21 protein-coding genes and 1 pseudogene are annotated in these 23066 nt (G+C 64.1%); 14 read left to right on the top strand and 8 right to left on the bottom strand.

Annotation, left to right across the window (positions count from 1 at the left end):
• The first annotated feature begins 70 nt into the window (after positions 1-70).
• Together ACXAG6_RS18645 and ACXAG6_RS18640 are read left to right on the top strand one after the other, a co-directional pair.
• Complete coding sequence (locus ACXAG6_RS18645) at positions 71-313, top strand: hypothetical protein (RefSeq protein WP_475339386.1); 243 nt, start codon at positions 71-73, stop codon at positions 311-313.
• Positions 314-327: 14 nt separating this feature from the next.
• Positions 328-1326: a hypothetical protein gene (locus ACXAG6_RS18640; RefSeq protein WP_475339385.1), complete on the top strand. Its 999-nt coding sequence runs from the start codon at positions 328-330 to the stop codon at positions 1324-1326.
• Between the two features lie 17 nt (positions 1327-1343).
• Here the strand turns inward: ACXAG6_RS18640 and ACXAG6_RS18635 are convergent, their stop codons facing one another.
• The 6 genes and pseudogenes from ACXAG6_RS18635 to ACXAG6_RS18610 all read right to left on the bottom strand — a co-directional run bounded on the left by ACXAG6_RS18635 (position 1344) and on the right by ACXAG6_RS18610 (position 6021).
• The gene (locus tag ACXAG6_RS18635) at positions 1344-2501 is read right to left on the bottom strand and encodes a DUF1217 domain-containing protein (RefSeq protein ID WP_475339384.1); all 1158 of its coding nucleotides are present in this window, start codon (positions 2499-2501) and stop codon (positions 1344-1346) included.
• Positions 2502-2575: 74 nt separating this feature from the next.
• A pseudogene (flbT, locus tag ACXAG6_RS18630) lies at positions 2576-2971 on the bottom strand (flagellar biosynthesis repressor FlbT); the annotation flags it as partial.
• Entirely contained in the window at positions 2968-3375 is a 408-nt protein-coding gene (flaF, locus tag ACXAG6_RS18625; protein WP_475339519.1) for a flagellar biosynthesis regulator FlaF, read from the bottom strand. The pseudogene flbT and the gene flaF, both read right to left, overlap by 4 nt.
• A 113-nt stretch (positions 3376-3488) precedes the next feature.
• The gene (locus tag ACXAG6_RS18620; protein WP_475339382.1) at positions 3489-5081 is read right to left on the bottom strand and encodes a flagellin N-terminal helical domain-containing protein; all 1593 of its coding nucleotides are present in this window, start codon (positions 5079-5081) and stop codon (positions 3489-3491) included.
• A 309-nt stretch (positions 5082-5390) separates the two neighbouring features.
• Entirely contained in the window at positions 5391-5744 is a 354-nt protein-coding gene (locus tag ACXAG6_RS18615) for a BAR domain-containing protein (protein WP_140015646.1), read from the bottom strand.
• Complete coding sequence (locus ACXAG6_RS18610; protein WP_475339381.1) at positions 5737-6021, bottom strand: rod-binding protein; 285 nt, start codon at positions 6019-6021, stop codon at positions 5737-5739. Before ACXAG6_RS18610 ends, ACXAG6_RS18615 begins: the two co-directional genes overlap by 8 nt.
• A gap of 112 nt (positions 6022-6133) precedes the next feature.
• On the opposite strand from ACXAG6_RS18610, the gene fliK reads away from it, so the two are divergent.
• Positions 6134-7678 (top strand): flagellar hook-length control protein FliK, encoded by a 1545-nt coding sequence (fliK, locus tag ACXAG6_RS18605; RefSeq protein ID WP_475339380.1) that lies wholly within the window; start codon positions 6134-6136, stop codon positions 7676-7678.
• A gap of 12 nt (positions 7679-7690) precedes the next feature.
• Positions 7691-8404, top strand: a complete 714-nt coding sequence (locus ACXAG6_RS18600) for a flagellar hook capping FlgD N-terminal domain-containing protein (protein WP_475339378.1) — start codon at positions 7691-7693, stop codon at positions 8402-8404.
• Positions 8405-8795: 391 nt separating this feature from the next.
• Here the strand turns inward: ACXAG6_RS18600 and ubiB are convergent, their stop codons facing one another.
• Together ubiB and ubiE are read right to left on the bottom strand one after the other, a co-directional pair.
• The gene (ubiB, locus tag ACXAG6_RS18595) at positions 8796-10328 is read right to left on the bottom strand and encodes a 2-polyprenylphenol 6-hydroxylase (RefSeq protein WP_475339377.1); all 1533 of its coding nucleotides are present in this window, start codon (positions 10326-10328) and stop codon (positions 8796-8798) included.
• A gap of 7 nt (positions 10329-10335) precedes the next feature.
• A complete protein-coding gene (ubiE, locus tag ACXAG6_RS18590) occupies positions 10336-11088 on the bottom strand; it encodes a bifunctional demethylmenaquinone methyltransferase/2-methoxy-6-polyprenyl-1,4-benzoquinol methylase UbiE (protein WP_475339376.1) in 753 nt (250 codons plus the stop codon).
• Between the two features lie 85 nt (positions 11089-11173).
• On the opposite strand from ubiE, the gene ACXAG6_RS18585 reads away from it, so the two are divergent.
• The 10 genes from ACXAG6_RS18585 (at position 11174) to ACXAG6_RS18540 (ending at position 22993) form a co-directional block, all read left to right on the top strand.
• Positions 11174-11884 (top strand): hypothetical protein, encoded by a 711-nt coding sequence (locus tag ACXAG6_RS18585; RefSeq protein WP_475339375.1) that lies wholly within the window; start codon positions 11174-11176, stop codon positions 11882-11884.
• Between the two features lie 61 nt (positions 11885-11945).
• Positions 11946-12797 carry a bifunctional DNA-formamidopyrimidine glycosylase/DNA-(apurinic or apyrimidinic site) lyase gene (gene mutM / locus ACXAG6_RS18580; RefSeq protein WP_475339373.1) on the top strand — a complete coding sequence of 284 codons (852 nt, stop codon included), beginning with the start codon at positions 11946-11948 and terminating at the stop codon, positions 12795-12797.
• Positions 12798-12861: 64 nt separating this feature from the next.
• Positions 12862-13638 carry an enoyl-CoA hydratase gene (locus ACXAG6_RS18575; protein ID WP_140015638.1) on the top strand — a complete coding sequence of 259 codons (777 nt, stop codon included), beginning with the start codon at positions 12862-12864 and terminating at the stop codon, positions 13636-13638.
• 251 nt (positions 13639-13889) lie between these two features.
• Positions 13890-14156 (top strand): 30S ribosomal protein S20, encoded by a 267-nt coding sequence (gene rpsT / locus ACXAG6_RS18570; protein ID WP_140015635.1) that lies wholly within the window; start codon positions 13890-13892, stop codon positions 14154-14156.
• Positions 14157-14732: 576 nt separating this feature from the next.
• Complete coding sequence (dnaA, locus tag ACXAG6_RS18565) at positions 14733-16178, top strand: chromosomal replication initiator protein DnaA (protein WP_475339372.1); 1446 nt, start codon at positions 14733-14735, stop codon at positions 16176-16178.
• 148 nt (positions 16179-16326) lie between these two features.
• Positions 16327-17445, top strand: a complete 1119-nt coding sequence (gene dnaN / locus ACXAG6_RS18560) for a DNA polymerase III subunit beta (RefSeq protein WP_475339371.1) — start codon at positions 16327-16329, stop codon at positions 17443-17445.
• 30 nt (positions 17446-17475) lie between these two features.
• On the top strand, positions 17476-18594 hold the full coding sequence (gene recF / locus ACXAG6_RS18555) for a DNA replication/repair protein RecF (protein WP_475339369.1): 1119 nt from the start codon (positions 17476-17478) through the stop codon (positions 18592-18594).
• Between the two features lie 5 nt (positions 18595-18599).
• The gene (locus ACXAG6_RS18550; RefSeq protein WP_475339368.1) at positions 18600-19109 is read left to right on the top strand and encodes a DUF1697 domain-containing protein; all 510 of its coding nucleotides are present in this window, start codon (positions 18600-18602) and stop codon (positions 19107-19109) included.
• The gene (locus ACXAG6_RS18545) at positions 19106-19726 is read left to right on the top strand and encodes a LysE family translocator (RefSeq protein WP_475339367.1); all 621 of its coding nucleotides are present in this window, start codon (positions 19106-19108) and stop codon (positions 19724-19726) included. The genes ACXAG6_RS18550 and ACXAG6_RS18545 overlap by 4 nt, the downstream gene beginning before the upstream one ends.
• A 48-nt stretch (positions 19727-19774) precedes the next feature.
• Positions 19775-22993 carry a caspase family protein gene (locus ACXAG6_RS18540; protein ID WP_475339365.1) on the top strand — a complete coding sequence of 1073 codons (3219 nt, stop codon included), beginning with the start codon at positions 19775-19777 and terminating at the stop codon, positions 22991-22993.
• Positions 22994-23066: the final 73 nt, after the last annotated feature.

Genomic DNA, 23066 nt, shown 5'->3' with positions numbered 1-23066 from the left:
TTGATGCCCAGAGAGGGTGCCTGCGCGTTTCGCGGCTGACAGGGGCAGGGCGGCGGGCTAGGCTGGGGGCATGTTTACCATCGAACACGATTTTGACGCGACGGTGATAACGCTGGTCGATGAGCCGGGCCCACATTTGCAGGAAGATGTGACCATTCAGGCCTTTGAGGATTGCGTGACCATCGAGCAACTCGATCCGCGGCAGGACGAGGTGCAGAAAATCACCCTGTCGTTGAGCCAGCTCCGCGATCTTGCGGCGGCACTGGACCTGCCCGAAGGGGTGTATCAGCTGCGGCGCGCGCAGCAGGGCTGAGGGGGGAAGAAGAGATGCGCCGGGTTTTGACCTTTGCTGGCATCGTCGCGGGGCTCTTGGCTCTCGCGGCCCCGGGTGTGGCGCAAGAGGTCAAGACCTACGGCGCGTTTCGCCACGCGCCTGCACTGCCAAATGTGCTGGTGCTCAATGGCCAGATCAAACGCGGCGCGACCTTCGATTTGCGCAAGGCGCTGCGTGAGCATGGCGAGGTGGACACCCTGTTTTTGACCTCGCCGGGTGGGAATGTGCATCAGGGGCTGGAGCTTTCGGCGATTGTCTTTGACCGGGCGCTTTCGACGGTGATCCCGCCGGAGGCCGATTGCGCTTCGGCCTGCTCCTTCCTCTTTGTGGCAGGCAAGGCGCGGCGGGCCTATGGGCGGCTGGGGGTGCACCAATTCACCTCGGGCGGCGCGGTGACGGGGCCGGCGGCGGAGGCCGATGCGCAATCGGTTGCGGCGCAGATCTTCGACTACCTCAAGGAATACGATGTGCCGAGCCTGTTCATGGTGCGGATGCTGGAAACGCCGAATGACCGGATTTACTGGTTTCCGCCCGATGAGCTGCGCGACAGCGGGATTGAAACTTTTTCGACCTTCGGGCCAGAGCTTGAGGGATACGCTGCCTTGCCGGGCTTGGCAGAACCGCCCGCGCCCCGGCTTGAGGCCACGCCGCGGGTGCCTGTGACGGAGCCACGTGTGGCCGCCGAACCAGACCCGGCGCCCGTGCCCGACCCGGATCCGCGGATCACTGGGCGCGACCCTGACCCGAGCTTCAATTGCGACCGGGCAGGCACGCCAACCGAATATGCCATTTGCGGCAGCGTCGAACTGGCCGATCTCGACAAGCGGATGGCCTCGCTATTTTACAGCCGTCGCGGGCGCTTGAGCGCTGCCGGGAAACGGCAACTTGATGCGGGGCAGAGGGATTGGCTGGCACAGCGCAATGGCTGTGGGGCCAGCGTGCCCTGCCTTCGGGCGGCTTATAGCCAGAGGATTGTAGCGCTTGGGAGCTAACCCTCGGGCGGTGGCAGTCAGGTCAGCAGGCTGAACAGGTTGTTGCTGTTGACGCCGCTGAGGATGGTGAGCGCCGCATTGGTGGAGGTTGCGCCCGAAGCCTCGCCGCTCAGCTCGGTTTGCACGAGGTAGCGGCGGATCAGATTTTCTCGCTGCTCCGGATCAGCGAATTGGGAAACCTCGTCAGACCCGAAGAGCGAAGTGGCGCGGGCCTTGTAGGTTTCCAACTGGCGATCAAGATCGAGGGCGGCGAAGGCTGTGGGTAGGCCAAAGGCCTTGTCGAACACCTCGCGGAGGGCGGCGCTGCCCATGATCTTGAGCCAGCTGGTATCATTGCTGTCGTCCGGATCGGCGGCGATGGCGGGCAGTTCGCGCTCAAGATTGAGGGCGATGCGCAGCTCGGAGGCCTGCTCGCCAACTGCCACCTCAAACTGCCGCGAGGTATAGTTTTGCTTGATCCGGTCGATAAAGGCGGTGAGCTGCTCGGTTGGCCTGTCTTCGAAGAGGCCGAAGACCTGCTGGCGCATCACCTCAATCTGCACACCTTGATCGAGCGCGTCAAATCCCTCGGCCACGTTGAAGGCAGAGAGCATCGCTTTGCGCATCCTGCGGTTGCCCATGACCTCCGGCCAAAGCGCATCAACCTCGTCGCGCAGCGCGGCCACCTCATTGGAGCCCGGCGCGCTGCTCATCTCGTCGGACAGGGCTTTGAGCCGGTCGACAAGCTGCATGGCCTGATCGCCAGCCTCCTGCCGTTGGTTGGGCGGCAGAGTATCGGTGCCTGCGCGGATTTGGGCCTCGACGGCGGCGAAGCCGTTGTTGGGCGTTCCATAAGCGCCAAAGCCGAAGGCTTCGGCGAGATTCAGGTAGCGGGTGTCGGAGAGGCGGTTGGCCAGTGCCGCAGGGTCTGATGTGCCCTCTTCAAGCACCTTCTGGATGAAGTATTTGTTGCCGATATCATCCGACAGGCCAAAGGCCCCGAGGGCGACACGGAGCAGGCGGAAGTCATTCACCAGATCTTCCGCCGTTTCCACATTGGCGATCCGCTCTTCGAAGACAGCCATGTCACTTTGCACGCTGGCCGAGTTTGCGAGCGTTTGCTGCTGGCTCTCTTGCGTACGTTGCAAGAACTGCCAGCCCAGAAGGCCGCCGGTGGGGACGATAGGTGCGAACATCAGGAGGGCTTCACATCTGGCGGTATGGAGGGCGACATGGGCAGCTGTTGCGGGCTTGGCTCCTGCTGGCCTGTCTGCGCTGCAATCAGCCGGTCTTCGCGCGGTATCAGCGTGCGCAGTGCCTTGAGCGCCTGATAATGCTGCCCGTCGCGCACTGCCATTGTGGCGGCGTCGAGCTGAGCGCGGCTGTCATGGTCGGTGAACACCTGGCTGAGCTGTTCGATCCCGCGCATGAGCTGGATATCGGCATCAGCCGGCGAGGTGTCACCCGAGAGGACAAGCTGGGCGATATAGGCCACCCGTTTGACGGGTGTCTTGGCCTCTTCGGGGTGGATGGCATCGCGTAGCCGCAGGATGTGGGCCCCGGGGGTGACAATGGAGAGCCGCGAGCGACGATCTCCGTTTTCGATCACCGCGCCGTTGATCAGCACCCGCTCCTTGGGGCTGAGCTTGAGGACGAGGCCGCTCATTTGTTTGCTCCGGTCGCCGCCGAGGCTGGGGCCTTGGCGGCGCGTGGTGCAGCGGCAGCCGGGCTGGCCCCGAGGCCGCGCATGACGGCCATATTGATTTCGATTAGCGGCACCACGTTGGCCTTGCGGCGCAGCACCTTAGAGGAATGCTCGGAGGTGAAGCGGGCGAGGTAGAAGATGCGGGCGCGCAGATCGGGGGAGAGACCATTTTCGGCGTCTGCCACATCGGCGGCGAGGGCCGTCCAGAGTTGCCGGTTCTCGTGGATCGCCGCGACCAGGGCGTTGAAATTTCGGGGGGCCTTGAGGCGCGAGGTGACCCGGCTGAAGGCTGCGTATTCGGTGCCGCGATGGGTGCGCAGCGGGGCCTGCTGGCCGGAGGAGTAGGCGCTTTGCGCCAGTTGCACGGAGTTCAAGGCTCTGTCCTTCCACTCGGGGGGGAACTGCGGTGAGTAGAGAGTGGGCGGGGCGCCCCGAGCCGTTTTGGCCCGGACCATTCGGCGCCCCGCCCGTTACCGTATTACCGGAACAGCGACAGGATCGACTGCGGTGCCTGGTTGGCGATGGAGAGCGACTGGACACCCAGCTGCTGCTGCACCTGAAGCGCTTGCAGGCGGGCCGAGGCGGCCTCCATATCGGCGTCCACGAGGCTGCCGATACCCGCGGTGAGGCTGTCGGTCAGGTTCGAGATGAACTCCGACTGGGTCTCGATCCGGCCTTCGACCGAACCGAAGTTTGCCGCCGCCTCGATCGCGCCGTCGATGTAGGTTTCGATGTTGGCCAGAGCCGCCTCGACACCCTCATTGGTGGTCACGTCGATGTCGTCGACACCAGCCAGGCCCCCCGTGGCTTCACCATCGGCCAGACCGTTGACCTGCAGGGCCATTGCCGCGCCGTCATTGTCCACCTGAAGCATCCAAGCGCCTGTGGCTGCATCCTGGGTAACGTTGGTGGAAATGTCGGAGAGGCCCGAGCCGTCGATCGCGATCTTCAGGCCCTTGGCCACGTCTTCGAAGGTTTCACCCTTGCCGGCGACGTAGTCGTAGTTGGTGCCGCCGATCGAGACGCGGTAGCCGTCACCCTCGCTGACGCCAGCGGTTGCCGAGAAGGTCACCTCGGAGGCGCGGGCCTGAAGGTTCGCCCCGGTGAAGCTGGAGGCTGCGGCGGTGGCGACGGCCCCTTCCACATCGGCAGAGAATTGCGTGGTGGCCGAGGTGGTATCGCCGTTGATCTCGATGTCGTCGAACTTGGAGGTGGACGTGATAGTAATCACCGCACCGGCGACTTCTGCCGAAATGTCCTCGATACCGGCAGCGTTGATGGCCGCGGTCAGACCGTCGGACACATCGTTCAACGTGGTCGAATCAGCGGTGTAGGAGACCGTGGTTCCGTTGATCTGCAGATTGAAGACATCACCGATGGTTTGAGCCGTGCTCATGGTGATTTCCATCTCGTTCCCGGTGTTCGAGAAATCACGGGTCGAGCTGTCATCGGCGTTCTGGCCTGCGCCAGCCTGCACGGTGACGTTGCCGCCGGTGGCCGCCGCGTCCGCCGCCGTCAGGGCGGAGCCGCCGACGAGCGAGGCACCGGTGCCCATGACACCAGCATCATAGCTGAGATCCTGGCGGGCAACGGTGATGTCGGAGGCCTGCACCGAACCGTCATTGGAGCGATCCAGCGAGGAGAGCACGTTAACGTCATCGGTGCCGTTGAGAAGGTTGAGCCCGTTGAACTGGGCCGCACCCACCACCGAAGCGATCTGATCGGAGAGCGCCGTGATGTCGGACTGCAGCTTCTCGCGGTCGACGTTTTCTTCCTGAGCGCCGACGATCTTCTCTTTCATCTGCACGAGCAGGTCGGTGACGGTTTCGGCGCCGTTGCGGGCCACCGCGACGGTGCTTTCACCGAGAGACAGGCTCTCGGAGATGGCCTTGAAGCCGCGCACGTCGGATTCCATCACCTTGGAGATCGCCCAGATGGCCGAGTTGTCACGAGCGGAGCCCACGGACTTGCCTGTAGAGATTTCGGCCTGGGTCTGCTCGAGGTTCATGTTGATGCCGCGCAGGGTTTGCAGGGCAACCATCGAGCTGGTGTTGGTAAGAATACTGGACATGGTTCTTTCGGTCCTTTTCAGATGAGACGCTTTTGCGCCATTTCGGAACGTCGCCCGTTAGGGCGACTGGTTTCCGGTTTCACCGTCATGCGGACCGATGTTGCGGGCCGCGCCACCCACGAAGGTGCGACTGCGAACCTGACCGAGTGAGTTTAAGGGAGTCCTAATTTACCCCCGCCGCGGAACCGCGCATTTTAGGCGAGTTGTTCGTGATTGGAGAGGACGTTTAGTGAAAAGAACGTGGCCGCCTCCGGTGCGGGGCGTAGGGCGGAGACAGTTGGAATCATGCCAGCAGACATCGCGCCAGGATCAGGCGCGACGTTCGAAGCTGGAGCGCGCCACGCCCAGATCCTTGCGTTTGCCATCGTCTGTATAGGTGTCGAGGTGCTCCGCCGCGCGCCTTGTTTCGCTCAGCCTTCGGGCGACCGCGCGAAGCCCACGCTGGGCGGCATCCAGCAGCCTCTCATTGCCGCGCGAGCTGACCGAAAGCGCCTCAAGCTGAGAGCGAGTCAATGTGTCTGCCTGCGCTTCGATCTGCTTGAGCAACTCGTGCTTCTCTTCATAGAGCGCCTCAAGGCGGATGAAATCCCCGCCCTTCAGGGCTTCACGCTCGGCCTCCATAAGGGCCTGCGCACGTTCATAAAGTTCGATGTTATCAGCCATGGTTTCGCGCCTTCAGACTTTCAAAAATATGTTCCGCCAGGCCAATCCCGCCGCTTTGGGCCATGGCCTTGGCCTGCTCCTGCCTCAGAAACGATGCAAACCCTTCTTCCCCCGCGCCGCCGCCGAAACTCTCTCGTGTGTCGCCCAGCCCCGTGTGCCCCAACATTTCTGCAAGAAAGCTCGCCTCAAGCTCGACAGACAGCTTGCGCAGGTGTTGCTCGCGCTGAGGCAAAACCGCGGATGCAGCGGGCGATGGGATAGGGGGAATCGGCGGCATGGGTGGCCTTTCGAAATGAGGCTATTTTGAGGCATTAGGGCAGAAACCGGTAAAGGATTGGTAACTTTAACAAGGCATTCTGCAGCCAACTTGTCAGAAGGATCAGGTTCAGATGCAGAACGCGATGTTGTCCGAGATGGCCGTATTTGCAGTTAGTCCCGCCGCCGCGCAGGGCCGTGCAGGCGGGCAGGCGCAAGCGGAGGCGGGCGGGCCGGATTGGGCTGCCATTTTCGCGGCGCTGGGGGCTGAAGCCGCGGATGAGGAGGCCGAACCTGCGGCTGGCGGGCCTGAAGCGCGGGAGGAGGTTGTTGAGCCGCCCGATTTTGACGCCCCGCCGGTAGAAGCCGATGCCACGGTGGCGGGTGTAGTGGAAAGCAAAGTGCAGCTGCCGGAGAATGCTGGCGCACGGGTAGACATGGCCGAGCCTGCGCAAATGGATGAACCTGAAGCGGCATTGGCCCGGATTGCGGTGATGTCGGCCGCACCAGAAGCGGGCGCTGAAGTGGCCCCTGAACCCCCGTTGCACAAGGAGGTTGCCCAGGCTGTGGCCGAACTTCGCAGGGTGTCGCGTAGGGAAGAGGGCGGGCAGTTGGGCACTGCTGTGGCAACTGCGCAAGAGGCGCCACAGTTGCACGATGCCGCCCCAGTACGACCGCTGGAGATCGCGCCCGGTTGGGCATTGGCGACTATGTCTGAAACGCCTGCCACTCATGTTTCGCGCGAGGCTCCGGCTCTTGCGATGTCGCGGTTGACGGATCGGGCTGCCTTGATGTCGGCCCTGAGCAATTGGCGCCCGCATGTGGACAATGGCGGCGAAGCTGCGCCGCGTGAGAGACCGGTGAACCCGGCCATCGAGGCCGCCGTGAGCAAGGTTCGTGAAACGATTGCCGCTCTCCGGCCCGAAACCGTTTCAGGAAGCGTTGCGGATATGCCGTTGAACGGATCATTCTTGGAGCGGCTCCGGTCCCGCGTGGATGTACCGGTTGCGCTACCGCCGGCGGATTCGGCCCCCGTTGCGGCGGCCCCGGAGGCCGCGCCGGAGCTTGCAATGCCCGCGCGTGTCGCTTCCGCACCTCCGCAAATCGCACCGGTCGCCGCCGTTATCGCGCGAGGGCTGGCCGCGGAGCCGCTTCCGGTGATCACCCCGAGCATGGCCTTGGAGGCCGCGACCGCGATTCCCGAGGCGCGCACCATTCCGCAGCTTGCGCCCCACGCATCGATTGTTGCCGCGCCGTCCAGGCATGCGGCCGCGGCGCAGCAGGTGGCTGCTCAGATTGCTGAGATCTCGCGCCCGCTGCCCGATGGGCCAGTGGAACTGAGCCTGAAACCTGAAGAGCTCGGGCGACTGAAGCTTTCGTTCACGGGGAGTGAGGCGGGGCTGCATATTGCCGTAACCGCCGAGCGGCCAGAGACGCTTGAGATGATGCGCCGCCATATCGAAATTCTGGCGCAGGAAATGCGACGCCTCGGGCATGAGGGTGCCCAATTCAGTTTTGCCAGCGGCGACAGCGGATTTGGCCAGCATCAGAACGGGGAGGGCGAGGGCAAGACCGTAAGCTGGGCGGGCAACGACGCGCCGAATGAGGCGCTGCCACCCGGCGCTGAGGGGCCGCAGACCCTGCAACTCGGCACCACCGACCTAGACCTTCGTCTCTGACTGGAGCCCATGATGGAAACCTCATCTGCCACAGCCGCCACCCTGAGCCAGAATTCCAACGCCCAGGCCAGCCAAGGCTACATCAACTCGGATTTTGAAACCTTCCTGAAGATGATGACCACGCAACTCCAAAATCAGGATCCGCTGAACCCACTCGACAGCGCAGATTTTGCCGTGCAACTGGCGACCTTTTCCAATGTTGAGCAGCAGGTGCGCACCAACGTGCTGCTTGAAGAGCTGTCCGCGCAAATGGGGATGACGGGCATGTCGGAGTTGGCGAACTTTGTCGGCATGGAAACCCGGGTCACCGCCCCTGCGCGGTTCACCGGGCAGCCGATCGAGATGACACTCGATCTGGCCAGCGAGGCCGACGCCGGGATGCTGGTGGTGACGGATGAGTTTGGCATTGAGCGACAGCGGCTGATGATCGACTCAAGCGCGCCCTTCCACGTCTGGCAAGGGGTGGATGAAAGTGGCATTCTTTTCGCCGATGGCACTTACACGTTCAGCGTGGAGAGTTACGCGGGCGAAGAGCTGATCGCGACCACTCAGGCGCAGGTTTATGCCCTCGTTGAGGAAGCGAGACTGGAGAACGGAGAGACCATGCTGCTGTTGAACAGCGGCGTTACTGTGCCGGCATCTTCGGTGACGGCGCTGCGCTTTCCGGTTGTCTATGAAGAAAGCCCCGATGCGGTGAACGGCAGTGCGGAAGGCGCAGGCACGTAATATTCAAGCGCGACGCAGCGCTGATTGCCGGTGCGGTGACGGAAAGCACGAGAGCGCAGGGTAAGATACGGCTCCTCGCTGAGCGAAGCGTTGGCTGCCGATGCCCAGGTGCGTTGCGAAGCGATTCCAAGCCCCTGAGCGCCGTGGGGCTCGAAGAGCCGGGCCGTGTGTGGGGCGGTGGCGAAAGCCAGCGCGCGTGTGATGCGGCGCCTCCGCGCGCACCGAGCGCAATAGGGTCAGGTATCCGCGCCGAGCGTAGCAGGCTAAGCACACGATCCGAGCGTAGCGAGGCTACGCGCGCCAACTGAGCGTAGCGAAGCCTCCAGGCGCCTCCCGAGCGGAGCGAGGCTACTGAAAAGCCAGCCGGGCGTCAGCCCGGCGGCCAGAGGTGTTACAGGTTGCTGGTCAGGGCCATGGCGGCGATTGCGATGGCGGCGCCGAGGGTGGTCCAGCCGAGGCGGTGCCAGAACTTGCTGCCCGAGGGGCGGGGCGGTGGCGGGGTGGCTTGGGCGATCAGGGCGCGTTCGAGCAGCGCCGGCAGGCGCGGGCCGAAGCGGATGGCGACGCGGGCGGTTTCCTTGAGGTCGTGCAGCAGCGCGGCGGGGCCGACGTTGCGCTTCACGTAATCTTCCACTACCGGGCGCGCGGCCTGCCAGATGTTGATGTTGGGGTGAAGCGAGCGCGCCACTCCTTCCACCACCACCATCGTCCGCTGGAGCAGGATCAGCTCGGTGCGGGTTTCCATTCCGAAGCGCTCGGTCACCTCGAAGAGGTAGGAGAGCAGTCGGGCCATGGAAATATGGGTCGCGTCCATTCCGAAGATCGGCTCGCCCACCGCCCGCAGTGCCCGCGCGAACTCGTCGACATCGCGGTCGGCGGGTACGTATCCGGCCTCAAAATGCACCTCGGCCACGCGCTTGTAATCCTTGCGGATGAAGCCCATCAGGATCTCGGCATAGACCCGGCGGGTATACTCGTCGATCCGGCCCATGATGCCGAAATCCAGCGCGATGATCTCGCCGCCCGGCGCAACCTTGAGGTTGCCCTGATGCATGTCGGCATGAAACAGGCCGTCGCGCAGGGCGTGGCGCAGGAACAGCGACAGCACCCGTTCGCCAAGGGCCACCCGGTCGTGGCCCGCTGCATCCAGCGCCGCGAGGTCGTTGAAGGATATGCCCTCGGCCCATTCCAGCGTCATCACGTGGCGCGCTGAAAGCGGCCAGAACGGGCGCGGCACCATGAAGCCTTCGTCGCCCTCGGTGTTCTCGGCAAACTCGGAGGCGGCGGAGGTTTCCAGCCGCATGTCGAGCTCGCCAGCCACCACGCCTTCAAAGTGCTCGATCACATCGCGGGGGCGAAGCCGACGGGAGGCGGGCGAGAGCAGCTCAATCATCGCGGCGGCGAAATAGAAGGCGTCGACGTCACGGGCAAAGGCGCGTTCGATCCCGGGCCGTAGCACCTTGACCGCCACCTCGCGCCCGTCGTCGGACCGCACGGCCTTATGGACCTGCGCAATGGAGGCCGCCGCGACCGGCTCGGAAAACTCCGAGAACAGCGCCTCGACCGGCTGGCCCAGCTCTGCCGCCACCACACGCATCGCCTCGGCGCGGGGGAAGGGCGGCAGCTTGTCTTGCAGGACCATGAGCTGCTGGGCGAGCTCGGGGCCCACCACATCGGGCCGGGTCGAGAGGATCTGGCCGAATTTGATGTAGGCCGGGCCAAGGGCGGTGAGCGCGCGGGTGACGGGCGGCTGCGACGGATCGCCCTTCAGCCCCAGCCATTTGAACGGCCAGCCGAGCACACGGGCGGCCACGCGAAGCGGGCGCGGTGCGTCCATCGCCTCCAGCGCCACGCCCATCGCGCCGGTGCGCTCAAAGGTGGCCCCGGTGCGGATCAGCCGCCAGATGTTATGCGGGCCGCGCACCCGGGCCTCAGAGCTTCCAGCCGGAGTGCAGCGCGGCTACCCCGAGGCTGAGGTTGCGGTATTTCACCTGCTCGAAGCCGGCGGTGCGGATCATCGAGGCGAACTCCTCCTGCGGCGGGAACTTGCGGATGCTCTCCACCAGATACTGATAGCTGTCGCGGTCGCCCGTCACCAGCTTGCCCATGCCCGGGATCACGTTGAAGGAGTAGGCGTCATAGGCCTTTTGCATCAGAGGGTTAGGCAGTTGCGAGAACTCCAGCACCATCAGCCGCCCGCCGGGGCGCAACACGCGGTAGGCCTCTGCGAGCGCATCTGGAATGCGGGTGACGTTCCGGATGCCGAAGGAGATGGTGTAGGTGTCGAAGCTGTTGCTTTCGAAGGGCAGGGCCATGGCATCGCCCACCACCCAATCGAGCTTGTCGGCCATATCGGCGGCCTCGGCGCGTTTGCGGCCCTCCACCAGCATTGCCTCGGTCATGTCGCAGACCGTGGCCGTGGCCCCCTCACCGGCGCGGCGCAGGAAACGGAAGGCGATGTCGCCCGTGCCACCGGCAACATCCAGAAGCTTTTGGCCGGGGCGGGGCGCCAGCCAATCCATCATCGCGTCTTTCCAGAGCCGGTGGATGCCGACGCTCATCAGGTCGTTCATCACATCGTATTTGGAGGCCACGGAGGAGAAGACCTCGTGGACCATGCCGGCCTTTTCGGCCTCGGGCACCTCGGCATTGCCGAAATGCGTGGTTTTTCCGTCATCTGCCATGGGCTTGCCCAACTTTGTTCGCAAACCGGATATAGGCAATCTGCACCGGATACAAACGTGCCAGATGAGCGCAGGAGGGTGCGAGATGGGTGAGCAGGAGCAGTTCTGGCTGAGGGCGTTGACTTTCGTTCTCGACAACCCGCTGGTGCTGTTGGCTCTTGCCGCTGCTGTGGTGCTGCTCGTGATCGCGGCAATTGCGGCCTATGTCTATTTTGTCTGGATCCTGCCTGCGAAGCTCGGCCGGGCGGTCACCAACAAGCTTTATGAGGCGACCAATGCCGCCGACGCGCAGGGCCGCCGGGTGGAGCTGACGGCGGGGGCGAAGTTCATGAAGCAGCGGGACATCGCTCCATTGGCATCGCGTGGCATGTCGCAGGCGGCGGAAGACTCGCTTGGCAGCAAGGTGATGAAAACCACTTGGGGGATGCGGGTTTCTACAGTGTTTCTTGTGGTCGCCGCAGTCGCGGTGCTTCTTACTTCAGACTTGGGGCTGAACCCGGAGTGGATGATATTCGTCAAGCCCGCCATAATCGGTGTTGGGCTGCTGGGCATCGCCCACGTGTTCAGCTTTGAGATGCGCTATGATCGGGATGTCATCGTCTCGCAGAGCCTCATCCAGTTTCGGCGCGAGATCGCATGGCGCGACCTCGTGGACATAAGGGATGAGGGCAACGGGGTGTATCGGCTGACCTCGGCGGATGGCAAGAAGATGCGGGTGCAGAAGTATATGACCGGCATGAGCGAGTTTTTGACCCGGGCGCATGGCGCGATTGACGGGCGCGGGGCCTTGGCCTGAGGGCTTGCGGGGCCGCGCTGGCCCGCTAGGTTTGGCGTCTGACCTTTGAGCCGGAGCCGATATGCCCGAACTGCCCGAGGTGGAGACCGTGCGCCGCGGTTTGCTGCCTGCCATGGAAAACACCGTGATTGCCGAGGCCCGGGTGAACCGGGAGGGGCTGCGCTGGCCGTTTCCGCCTAGCATGGCAGAGCGGCTCACCGGCAAGCGCGTGCTGGGGCTACGACGGCGCAGCAAGTATATTCTGGCCGATCTGGACAGCGGTGAGACGCTGCTGATTCATCTGGGGATGTCCGGGCGGATGCGGGTGAGCGGCGAGGGTCTGGGGCTGTTTCACCACAGCCATCCAGCGACGGAAAAGCATGACCATGTGGTGTTGGACATGGAGAACGGGGCGCGGGTGACGTTCAATGATGCGCGCCGTTTTGGGGTGATGGACCTTGTGCCGACCGTGGAGGCCGAGGCGCATCGGCTGCTGGCCGCGCTTGGGCCAGAGCCGCTGGGCAACAGTTTTAGCGAGTCGCACCTGATCGCCGCATTCGAGGGGCGGAATACGCCGGTAAAAGCCGCGCTACTGGACCAGAAGATCGTGGCCGGGTTGGGCAATATCTATGTGTGCGAGGTGCTCCACCGCACCGGCATCTCGCCACGCCGGAAGGCCGGGCAAATCTCTGCGCCCCGGGTTGCGCGGCTGGTTCCGGCAATTCGTGAGGTCTTGGAAGAGGCCATCGAGGCGGGCGGTTCCAGCCTGCGTGACCACAGGCAAGCCTCTGGCGAGCTTGGATATTTTCAGCATCGTTTTGCCGCCTATGACCGGGAAGGCGCGCCGTGCTCTACCCCCGGTTGCGGCGGCGTGATCCGGCGGATCGTGCAATCGGGGCGTTCCACTTTCTACTGCGGATCATGTCAAAGATAACTTGCAGCGTGGTCTGACCCTGCTAACAAAGGGAAGTCTGGCAGCCGAAAGGAACCGCCGCCACATGGCCTATGAAACCATCGTCGTCGATACCGCCGACCATGTCTGCACCATCCGTCTCAACCGCCCCGAAGCTCTGAACGCGCTGAACGCGACGCTCATTGGTGAGCTGTCGGAGGCCGTCACCGAGGCCGATGGCAACAAAGCGGTGCGATGCATCATCGTGACCGGCTCGGAGAAGGCCTTTGCGGCCGGGGCCGATATTTCGGAGATGGCAGAAAAGGATTTTGTCGATGTCTTCATGGGCGACATGTTCGGCCCGCAGATCGACAAGATACTGGCTTGCCGCAAGCCGATCATCGCCGCCGTTTCGGGCTATGCGCTGGGCGGGGGCTGCGAGCTGGCGATGATGTGCGATTTCATCATTGCTGCGGACACCGCCAAATTCGGCCAGCCTGAGATCAACCTTGGCGTCATTGCCGGAATCGGCGGCACCCAGCGGCTGACCCACTTCGTTGGCAAAGCCAAGGCGATGGACATGCACCTGACCGGGCGGTTCATGGATGCCGAGGAGGCCGAGCGCAGCGGGCTGGTGAGCCGTGTGGTGCCTGCCAAGAAGCTGATGGATGAGGCGATGGCGGCGGCGCAGAAGATTGCCGAGAAGTCGATGGTTTCGGTGAAGGCGGCCAAGGAGGCGGTGAACCGCGCCTACGAGATGCCGCTGCGCGAGGGGCTACTGTTTGAGCGGCGGCTGTTCCACGGGCTGTTTGCCACCGAGGACCAGAAAGAGGGCATGAAAGCCTTTCTGGAAAAGCGCGAACCGCAGTTTCGCGACAAGTAGAGCCGAGGTCTCTCTGCCCCTGCGTGACGTTCTCGCACATCGGGCGCTAAGCGCGGGGCTGAACGAGGAACGAGGCTCACGGGCTCGGCCGCGCCGATTTTTCTTTGCAATCGAATGCAGGGGCTGTATACGCCCGCGATACATGCGTGTGAGGCCCGCTCTGGCCAGAATCGCCCGGTTGCGAACCCGGGGTCGGGTCTTCCCGCGCTCACCAGTTTGAAACGCACGACCCGACGAAAGAGAGACACACCATGGCCAATTCGCCCCAAGCCAAAAAACGCGCCCGCCAGAACGAAGCCCGCTTCGCTGTGAACAAGGCGCGCCGTTCGCGCATCCGCACCAGCCTTCGCAAAGTCGAAGAGGCCATCGCCTCCGGTGACAAGGATGCCGCCACCGCCGCCCTGCGCGCTGCCCAGCCCGAACTGATGCGCGGCGTGACCAAAGGCGTCTACCACAAGAACACCGCAGCGCGGAAAATGTCGCGCCTGAGCGCCCGCGTGAAGGCCATCGGCGCCTGAGTCGTGATCACATTTCAGGAAAGGGGCGCCACCTTCGGGTTGGCGCCCCTTTTCGTTGCGCTGTGTCGTTCAGGCCATAAAAACTAGGGCGTTCAGGGGGGTGGCGGGATTCGGTCTGATTAAAGCATGAGTCAAGGCAAAAGGTCAGTTGCCCGCTCGCGCGAGCGCTTGCTATCACCAATCCTGCGATTCACGTCGCCTAGGGGGGACATGATCGTTTTCAGCCGGGCACCGGAGCTTCAGGGGAAGCGCTGCACCGGGGCAAAAAGCTGGAAACGGGTTGTTGTCGAGAGAGTCTGCAGGCGAGCCTGAATGGCCGCTCTGTCAGGGTCGCTGCTGCTGACACGACATGTCCGAAGAGATGTCACTGGCTGGCGGGCAAAGCTTGCGTCCGTACAGCCTGTCTTTTGAATGCTCTATGGAGCCGGCTCAGCGCTATTGCGCAATGGGCACCGAAAGGCATTGCCATCCGCGTCCCCGACGCCCGTGAGCCGCATGAGTGCGGGCCGCCAGATTTGGCAGGGGCGGTTTGTGGGTGTGTGAATGACAAACAAAAAGTGGGACAGGATAGTGGGAATGCCGCAGACGCGATGGGGACAGGTCAGCGAGTCGCTCAAGACGACGGTTGGACAAAATAATTTCAAAACCTGGATTGAGCCGCTTAAGCTGAACAGCCTGGAGAATGGCGTTGCGCATTTCGAAGTGCCGACCAACTTTTTTGGCAATTGGGTGAGCCGCAATTTCTCGGACACGATCGTCAAGCAGATGAGCCGCGACGGGCTTGAAGTGCGCCGCCTTGAGTTTCGTGTGCCCAGCGCGGCGGCGCGCGCTGCGGCCGCGGAGCAGGCGGCCAATGAGGTGCGCCCTGTGGAAGCCGCCAGCGATGATGCTGGCGCTGGCAGCCGTGGTGCAAGCGCCGGTGGGTCCGGACGAGGCCAGTCCGGCGGGTCGGGCAATGCCGGGAGCAACAGTGACGATGATCTGCCTGGGGCCGCGCTGGATGAGCGCTTTACCTTCGACAGCTTCGTCGTCGGCAAGCCCAACCAACTGGCCTATACCGCCGCGCGCCGGGTGTCGGAAGGTGGCCCGCTGACTTTCAATCCGCTGTTCCTTTATGGCGGTTCCGGCCTTGGCAAGACCCACTTGATGCACGCCATTGCATGGGCTCTGCAGGAATACTGCCCGGAGAAGAAGGTGGTGTATCTGTCGTCTGACCAGTTCATGTATCGCTTTGTCCGCGCCCTGCGCGAAGACGGGATGCACGAGTTCAAGCAGGCGTTTCGCTCCGTCGATGTGCTGATGGTGGATGACGTGCAATTCTTCGCGGGCAAGAACAGCACGCAGGAAGAGTTCTTCCACACGTTCAATGCGCTCTCCGATCAGGGCAAGCAGATCGTCATCAGCGCCGACCGCGCGCCGCATGACATCAAGAAGATCGAAGACCGGATCGCCAGCCGTTTGGCCTCGGGCCTCGTCGTGGACCTGCACCCGACCGATTACGAGCTGCGGCTGGGGATCCTTCAGCAGAAGGCGGAGTTTTACAAAGGCCACTATGGCAACCTCGATATTGCGCCGCATGTGCTGGAGTTTCTCGCCCATCGGATTACCGGCAACGTCCGCACGCTCGAAGGCGCCCTGACCCGACTCTTTGCTTTCGGCAATCTTGTTGGCCGCGAGGTTTCTCTGGAGATGGTGCAAGAGTGCCTTGCCGACCTGCTCCGCGCCTCCGAGCGCAAGCTGACTGTGGAAGAAATTCAGCGCCGGGTGTGCGAGCACTACAACGTGCGCATCTCCGATATGACCGGCCCCAAGCGGCACCGCACCATCGCCCGCCCGCGTCAGGTGGCGATGTTCCTTGCCAAGGGGATGACCGCCCGCTCGCTGCCGGAGATTGGACGCCGCTTTGGCAACCGGGATCACACCACGGTGCTTTATGCGGTGCGCAAGATCGAAGAGATGATGCAGACCGACAGTGGATTGGCCGATGACATCGAGCTGCTGAAGCGGATGCTCGAAGCCTGATCGCCGGGGGCGGGCTTGTGGCCCGCCCGGTCTGCCGTTGGGGGTGCTCTTGACGCTCCTTTGAAACCTCACGAAACTGCGAGAAACAACTTGCCTGCCGAGGGGAAACGCATAGTCTGCGCCTCCCGGCACCTAGGGGGACAGAGCAATGAAATTCTCGATCGAGCGGGCCGTTCTGCTGAAGGCCATCGCGCAGGCGCAGTCGGTTGTCGAGCGCCGAAACACCATTCCGATCTTGGCCAATGTGCTGATCGAAGCCGAAGGCGACGGTGTGCAATTCAGGGCCACGGACCTTGATATCGAGGTGGTCGATAAGGCCCCGGCGGTGGTCGAGAAGGCGGGGGCCACCACGGTGAGCGCCGTCACCCTGCATGAGATCGTGCGCAAGCTGCCCGACGGGGCGCAGGTGCAACTGACCGATGACAGTGCCGCCGGGCGGCTGACGGTGGAGGCGGGGCGCTCTAACTTTCAGCTTGCCACGCTGCCGAAAGAAGATTTTCCGGTTATGGCGTCGAGCGAGTATGGGGCCAACTTCAGCGCCGGTGCCGCCACGCTGCGCCGCCTCTTCGACAAGAGCAAGTTTGCGATTTCCACTGAGGAAACAAGGTATTACCTCAACGGTGTTTACATGCATGTGGCCACCGGTGAGGAGGGCCAGGCGCTGCGCTGCGTGGCGACCGATGGTCATAGGCTGGCCCGCGTGGATGCACCGCTGCCCGAGGGCGCGGAGACGATGCCGGGCGTGATCGTGCCGCGCAAGACGGTGGGCGAGTTGCGCAAGTTGCTCGACGATGACGAGGCGCAGATTGCTGTTTCGGTCAGCGAGACCAAGGTGCGCTTTGCCACGCCCGAGATCACCCTGACGAGCAAGGTGATTGACGGCACCTTCCCCGATTACACCCGCGTCATCCCGACCGGAAACACCAAGAAGCTGGAGGTGGATGCCGCCGAGTTTGCCAAGGCTGTTGATCTGGTGTCGACGGTCAGCAGCGAGCGGTCCCGCGCGGTGAAGCTCTCGCTCGACGAAGACAGGCTGGTGCTTTCGGTAAACGCGCCCGACAGCGGTGCAGGCTCGGCAGAGCTGGCGGTGGCCTATGGCGACGAGCATCTGGAGATCGGCTTCAACGCCAAATACCTCACCGAGATTGCCAGCCAGGTGGACCGGGAGAACGCGGTGTTCCTGTTCAACTCCGCCGGTGATCCGACGCTGATGCGCGAAGGCTCCGACACCTCGGCGCTCTACGTCGTGATGCCAATGCGGGTTTAAGTGGCGGTGGGTTTAACCCACCCTACAGCCATGCCCCGCCTTGCCCTCACATCCCTGACGCTCTCACACTTCCGCTCGCATCGTCGGGCGGAACTGGCTTTGGATGGCCGTCCGGTTGCGCTTTGGGGGCCGAACGGGGCGGGCAAGACCAATGTGCTGGAGGCAGTTTCGCTGCTCTCGCCCGGGCGTGGGCTGAGGCGGGCGAGCGCCGAAGAGATGGCGCGCGCGCCCGAGGCGCTGGGCTGGAAGGTGAAGGCGGAGCTTGCCTCGCTGGGGCATTTTCATGAGCTGGAAACATGGGCCGAGGCCGGGGCCAGCGGGCGCAGCGTAAAGATCGACGGCAAGGCGGCGGCGCAGGTGGCGTTGGGGCGGCTCGCGCGGGTCGTCTGGCTGGTGCCCTCGATGGATCGCCTCTGGATCGAAGGGGCCGAGGGGCGGCGGCGGTTTCTAGACAGGATCGTGCTCAGCTTCGAGCCAGCACATGGCGAGGCGGTGCTGGCCTATGAAAAGGCGATGCGCGAGCGCAACCGGCTGCTGAAGGACATGGTGCGCGACGCACATTGGTATGCGGCGTTGGAGCAGCGGATGGGCGAGGAGGGCGCGCGCATTCATCGCCACCGCGAAGACGCGTTGATGCGGCTGGCGGCGGCGCAGGATGAGGCGAGCAGTGCCTTTCCGGCGGCGGGGCTGATGCTGAGCCACCCCGAACCGGCCTGTGACACGCCCGGTGACGCCGAGGCGCTGACGGCGGCACTTGCAGAGGGCCGCGCGCGCGACCTTGCGGCAACGCGCACGCTGACCGGCCCGCACCGCGCCGACCTTGGGGCCACCTATATTGCCAAGGACACCCCGGCACGGCTTTGCTCCACCGGCGAGCAAAAGGCGCTGCTCCTCTCGCTCATCCTCGCCAATGCCCGTGCGTTGGCCGAAGATTTCGGTGCACCGCCGCTGTTGCTTCTCGATGAGGTGGCGGCGCATCTCGATGCCTCGCGCCGCGCCGCGCTCTATGCCGAGATCGAGCGGCTGGGCGCGCAGGCCTTCATGACCGGCACAGGGGCGGAGCTGTTCGAGGAACTGGGTGACAAGGCGCAGCACTTTGAGGTGACGGAAGCAGGCGGGGTTTCGACGGTCAGCGAGGTGACGGTGTGAGGCAGGTGTTGCTGTTGAGGGGCATCAACGTGGGCGGCCATGGCAAACTGCCGATGGCGGAGCTGCGCGAGCTGTTGGAGCGGCTCGGGGCCACGCGGGTGCAGAGCTATATCCAGTCGGGCAATGTGGTGTTGAGCGATGCCCCCGGCGTGGAGCAGGTCGAAGCGGCGATCGAGGCTGGGTTCGGCTTTCGGCCCGCTTGCATGTTGATCGGGGCGGATGACTGGCAGGCGGCGATGGAGGCGGACCCCTTCAAGGAGGCGCGGGAGACGCCGAAGCTGATGCATTATTTCTTCTGCGCGCGCCAACCCGCGGCTGACATGCTGGCGGTTGAGAAGGTGCTGGAAAACGGCGAACGGGCCGAACTGCTGGGGCGGGTGCTGTACTTTCATGCACCGAACGGCATGGGCAAATCAAAGTTTCCGGCAAAGGTGGAGCGACTCCTGGGCACGCCTGCCACGGCGCGCAACTTTGCCACGATCGCCAAGCTGGCCGAGATGCTGGACGCGCCATGACGATCACCCCTGCCGAACTGGGGCTCTATGCCTTTGCGCTGCTGATCCTGTTTCTCACGCCCGGCCCTGTTTGGATGGCGCTGACGGCGCGGGCGCTGAGCGGGGGCTTCAACGCCGCATGGCCGCTGGCGCTGGGGGTGACGGTGGGCGATGTGCTTTGGCCCTTTCTTGCGATCTACGGGATCACTTGGGTCACGACCGTTTTCGCGGGCTTCATGGCGGTGCTGAAGTGGGTCGCGGCGGCGATCTTCCTTGTCATGGGTGGGCTCATCTTGCGCCATGCGGGCAAGTCGATTGCCGCTGACAGCCGGCTGACGCGGCCCGGCATGTGGGCCGGGTTCGCCGCCGGGATGGCGGTGATCCTGGGCAATCCAAAGGCGGTTCTGTTTTACCTCGGTGTGTTGCCGGGCTTTTTTGACCTCACCGCCGTGACATGGGCCGACATCGCCGCGATCACCGCGCTTTCGGCGGTGGTGCCGCTTTTGGGCAACCTCGGTTTTGCCCTGATGATCGACCGCGCCCGCCGCCTGCTGGCCTCACCGGAGGCGCTCCGGCGGACGAATATCGTGGCGGGCTGTCTGTTGATGCTCGTGGGCTGTGTGATCCCCTTTACCTGACGGAAAACGTCACTGGCGCTTGGGCGGGGGCCGGGTATCCTGCCGATCATGCGCCGCTTGTTCGTGATCTTCCTTCTGTGCGTCACTGCCCTTCCCGCGCTCGCCGAAAAGCGGGTGGCGCTGGTGATCGGCAACGATCGCTACGAGGACATGCGCCCCCTGAAAAACGCGGCGAACGATGCCGATACAGTGGGCGCGGCGCTAGAGGCGCTTGGCTTTGACGTGGTCTATGAGCGCGACCGCGACAAGCGACGGATGGAGCGGGCGCTGGAAGACCTTGAGTATGACGGTGAAGGCGCCGATGTGGCGGTGGTCTACTTCGCCGGGCATGGCTTCGAGGTGGGGGGCGACAACCGGCTGCTGCCGGTGGATGGTGACGGATCTTCGATCGAGAGCCTGATGGAAAGCTCGCTAAGCCTTGCCGAGATCCGCGAGCGGGTGGGGAAGATTGCGCCGGTCGCGGTGCTGTTGGTGGACGCGTGCCGGGTGGACCCGTTTGAGGGCGTGGATGAGGGGCGCGCGGCGATTGCTTTGCAGGCAGGTGAGACACCGGGCTTTGCGGCCGTGCCGCGCGGCGAGGGCACGCTGATCGGCTTCTCCACCGCACCGGGGGCGGTGGCGCTGGACGGGGAGGGCAAAAACTCGCCCTTCGCCGCTGCGCTGGCGCGGCATCTTGCAGCGCCGGGGCTGGAGGTACGCTCGGTGCTGACGCTGGTGCAGCAGGAGGTGTATGACCGCACGCGCGGGGCGCAGCTGCCCTACGTGGAAAGCGCCCTGCCGCGGCTGTTCTTTGCTGCCGGTCAGGATGACGCGCTGCCCGAGCGGGAGCGGCTGTTGCTGGCGATGGCCGAGCTGACGCCGGATGTGCGCGCCGAGGTGGAGCGGGTCGCCAGTGACGCCGAAGTGCCGCTGGCGCCGATCTTCGGGGCGCTTCTGGCCAATGATCTTTCTGATGCGTCGCCAAGTGAACGCAGCGCCAAGCTTGCCGAGGCGGCGGCGGCCTTCGTGGCGACGCGGGCGCAGTTGCGGCAGCTTTCGGCGCAGGATGGCGAGGTGGCCGAGATGCGCCGGACGGCCGAGATGCGGCTGGAACTGGGCGATTTTACCGGCGCATTGGGCGCGCTCGACGAGGCGGTTGCGCTCGACAGGGCCTCGGGCGATGCGCTGATGGAAAACCTCGTGGCGCGGCGCATGTCGGAGGCCGAGACACTTCGGCTGAAGGCCGGTGTGGCCCGCACCCGGTTGGATTACGCACTGGCGCTGGAGGTGCTGGAGCAGGCGGGTGTGATCCACGAGGAGCTTGCCGCGCTGAGCCCGCCTGAGGCGGCGCGAATTGCACGGATCGAGCTCTTTCAGGAGGCGGCGGAGATTTTCACCCTGCTGGGCGACCATGCCGCCGCGCTGGGGGCCTATCAAGGCATGCGTGATCTGGCGGGCGCGGAGTTTTTGCAGGCGCAGGATGACGTTGCCATGCGCCGTCGCCTCTACCTTGCCTTTGTGGGCATCGCCAAGGCGCAGAAGGTGGTGGGCGATACCGAGGCTGTGCGCGAGGCGGCGGTTCAGGCTGTGAGGGTGCTGCGCAAGGGCGAGGGGCAGGGGGCGGCCCTTCAGCACGATCTGGATGTCTGGGAGGTCGAGATGTTGATCGGCGACCTCGGGATCTTGCTGGGAGATCACGAGGCCGCGCTGAAGGACTTTGAGGATGCCGCTGCGCGGATGCGGCCCCACGCCGAGGCCCGCCCTGAGGATGCGGCGGTGCAGCTGAGGCTTGCAGAGGCCAATGAGCGGCGCGGCGATGCCCAGATTGGCATGGGCGAGGCGGAGAAGGCCTTTGACAGCTACTGGGAGGGGCTGGAGATTTACGGCGCGACGGCGCGTGAATCGGGCAAACGCGATGGCCTTGCGATCGGGCGCACGGCGATGAAGGTGGGGCGCGCTCTGCTGGAGACCGGCGATGTTGAGCCAGCGCTTCAGTATTTTGCGAAGGCCGAAGAGTTCTTGGTCAAGATGTTCGAGCAAGACCCGCAACGCGCGGCGCTGCGCCACGCTTTGAGTAGCACGCTGATCGGGCAATCCATGGCGCTGACCCGGATGATGGAGCGCGAAGAGGCCGAAGCGAAGGCGCGGGAGGCGCTGGACTTGTTGCGCCCGATGCTGGCGGCGGCGCCGGGGGACACGGCCATCGGGCATGCGGTGTTCGAGGCGGAATTTGCGATGGGGCGGGCGCTTTCGTTCCTGGGCCAGGATGCCGAGGCGAAGGCTGCGTTGGAGCGGGCCCGTGGGCAGATGGAAGCACTGCGCGAGGCCAACCGGACCCACGCGGGCTGGATTTATGACGGCATCGTTCTGGAACGGTATATCGCCTACCGCGCCGCGCGCGCGGGGGACCGGGAGGCGGCACTGGAGGGGCTGATCGAAGCGCGAGGCTTTGCCAGGATCCTGATGAACATGAAGGGTGAAAACCGTCGTTGGCGGGATCTGAACCTTGAGATCAACCTGCAAATCGAGTCCCAACAGCTTGGCGCCACGAGCGAGGCGGAGCTGAAGCAGTTGCACCTGACCCGCTCCTACATCGTGCTGACCAGCATCTGGCTGCTGATGCAGGACGCGGAAGACCCGGAAACCGCCCTGCAGGCCGGGCTTGCGATGCTGCGACTCGGGCAGACGGAGGTTGTGTTGGGTGAGGTGGTGGAAGCCGACGGCACCATGCGCGACGCCTATGATTGGCTGACCTCGGCCGCCGCGCGAATGGAGCGGGCGGAACCGACGATTTACGCCGCCGAGGCTGCGGAGTCGCTGGGGCAGCTGGAGCTTGGCTATGGCAGCGCCGAGAACGCCGAGGCATGGCACCGGATCGCGCTGGAATTGCGCCAGAAGTTGATGGTGAACCATTCGCAAGACACGCGCCGTGGCTGGCTGCTCTCGGTGAGCCATGAGCAACTCGGCATTGCGCTGGCCGCACAGGGGCGCAAGGAGGAGGCGATTGCCGAACATGAGGCGGCGCTGGACATACGGCTCAAGCTGTTGGAGACGCTAAAGGCTGATCGCGGCGTCACTTGGGGGCTCTATGTCAGCTACTATCACCTCGCGGATCTGGGGGTGGAACCGGCTGAGAATATGGCGCGCGCGCTGGAGGTTTTGGAGCGGATGGAGGCGCGGGGCTGGCTCTCTGCGGAGCAGGCCGAATACCTTGGCGTCACCCGCGACCGGATCGCCGAAATCGCCAAGGAAAATCAGGCAGATACAGCGCCAGCGGAAAGCCCCTGAAAAGCCGCCGAAAATCGTGTCATCCGCGTGACATCCCCGGCCCGAAAGTCTATAAATCCGGCACAACAACAAC

This window comes from Vannielia sp. ABF1_015, assembly GCF_056160745.1.
This window is presented reverse-complemented; position numbering and strand designations above follow the sequence as displayed.

Bases quoted from the DNA above. Each gene is read 5' to 3' on its own strand.
- ACXAG6_RS18645 (WP_475339386.1), top strand. From the start codon at position 71: ATGTTTACCATCGAACACGATTTTGACGCGACGGTGATAACGCTGGTC.
- ACXAG6_RS18640 (WP_475339385.1), top strand. From the start codon at position 328: ATGCGCCGGGTTTTGACCTTTGCTGGCATCGTCGCGGGGCTCTTGGCT.
- ACXAG6_RS18635 (WP_475339384.1), bottom strand. From the start codon at position 2,501: ATGTTCGCACCTATCGTCCCCACCGGCGGCCTTCTGGGCTGGCAGTTC.
- ACXAG6_RS18620 (WP_475339382.1), bottom strand. From the start codon at position 5,081: ATGTCCAGTATTCTTACCAACACCAGCTCGATGGTTGCCCTGCAAACC.
- ACXAG6_RS18615 (WP_140015646.1), bottom strand. From the start codon at position 5,744: ATGGCTGATAACATCGAACTTTATGAACGTGCGCAGGCCCTTATGGAG.
- ACXAG6_RS18610 (WP_475339381.1), bottom strand. From the start codon at position 6,021: ATGCCGCCGATTCCCCCTATCCCATCGCCCGCTGCATCCGCGGTTTTG.
- fliK (WP_475339380.1), top strand. From the start codon at position 6,134: ATGCAGAACGCGATGTTGTCCGAGATGGCCGTATTTGCAGTTAGTCCC.
- ACXAG6_RS18600 (WP_475339378.1), top strand. From the start codon at position 7,691: ATGGAAACCTCATCTGCCACAGCCGCCACCCTGAGCCAGAATTCCAAC.
- ubiE (WP_475339376.1), bottom strand. From the start codon at position 11,088: ATGGCAGATGACGGAAAAACCACGCATTTCGGCAATGCCGAGGTGCCC.
- ACXAG6_RS18585 (WP_475339375.1), top strand. From the start codon at position 11,174: ATGGGTGAGCAGGAGCAGTTCTGGCTGAGGGCGTTGACTTTCGTTCTC.
- mutM (WP_475339373.1), top strand. From the start codon at position 11,946: ATGCCCGAACTGCCCGAGGTGGAGACCGTGCGCCGCGGTTTGCTGCCT.
- ACXAG6_RS18575 (WP_140015638.1), top strand. From the start codon at position 12,862: ATGGCCTATGAAACCATCGTCGTCGATACCGCCGACCATGTCTGCACC.
- rpsT (WP_140015635.1), top strand. From the start codon at position 13,890: ATGGCCAATTCGCCCCAAGCCAAAAAACGCGCCCGCCAGAACGAAGCC.
- dnaA (WP_475339372.1), top strand. From the start codon at position 14,733: ATGCCGCAGACGCGATGGGGACAGGTCAGCGAGTCGCTCAAGACGACG.
- dnaN (WP_475339371.1), top strand. From the start codon at position 16,327: ATGAAATTCTCGATCGAGCGGGCCGTTCTGCTGAAGGCCATCGCGCAG.
- recF (WP_475339369.1), top strand. From the start codon at position 17,476: ATGCCCCGCCTTGCCCTCACATCCCTGACGCTCTCACACTTCCGCTCG.
- ACXAG6_RS18545 (WP_475339367.1), top strand. From the start codon at position 19,106: ATGACGATCACCCCTGCCGAACTGGGGCTCTATGCCTTTGCGCTGCTG.
- ACXAG6_RS18540 (WP_475339365.1), top strand. From the start codon at position 19,775: ATGCGCCGCTTGTTCGTGATCTTCCTTCTGTGCGTCACTGCCCTTCCC.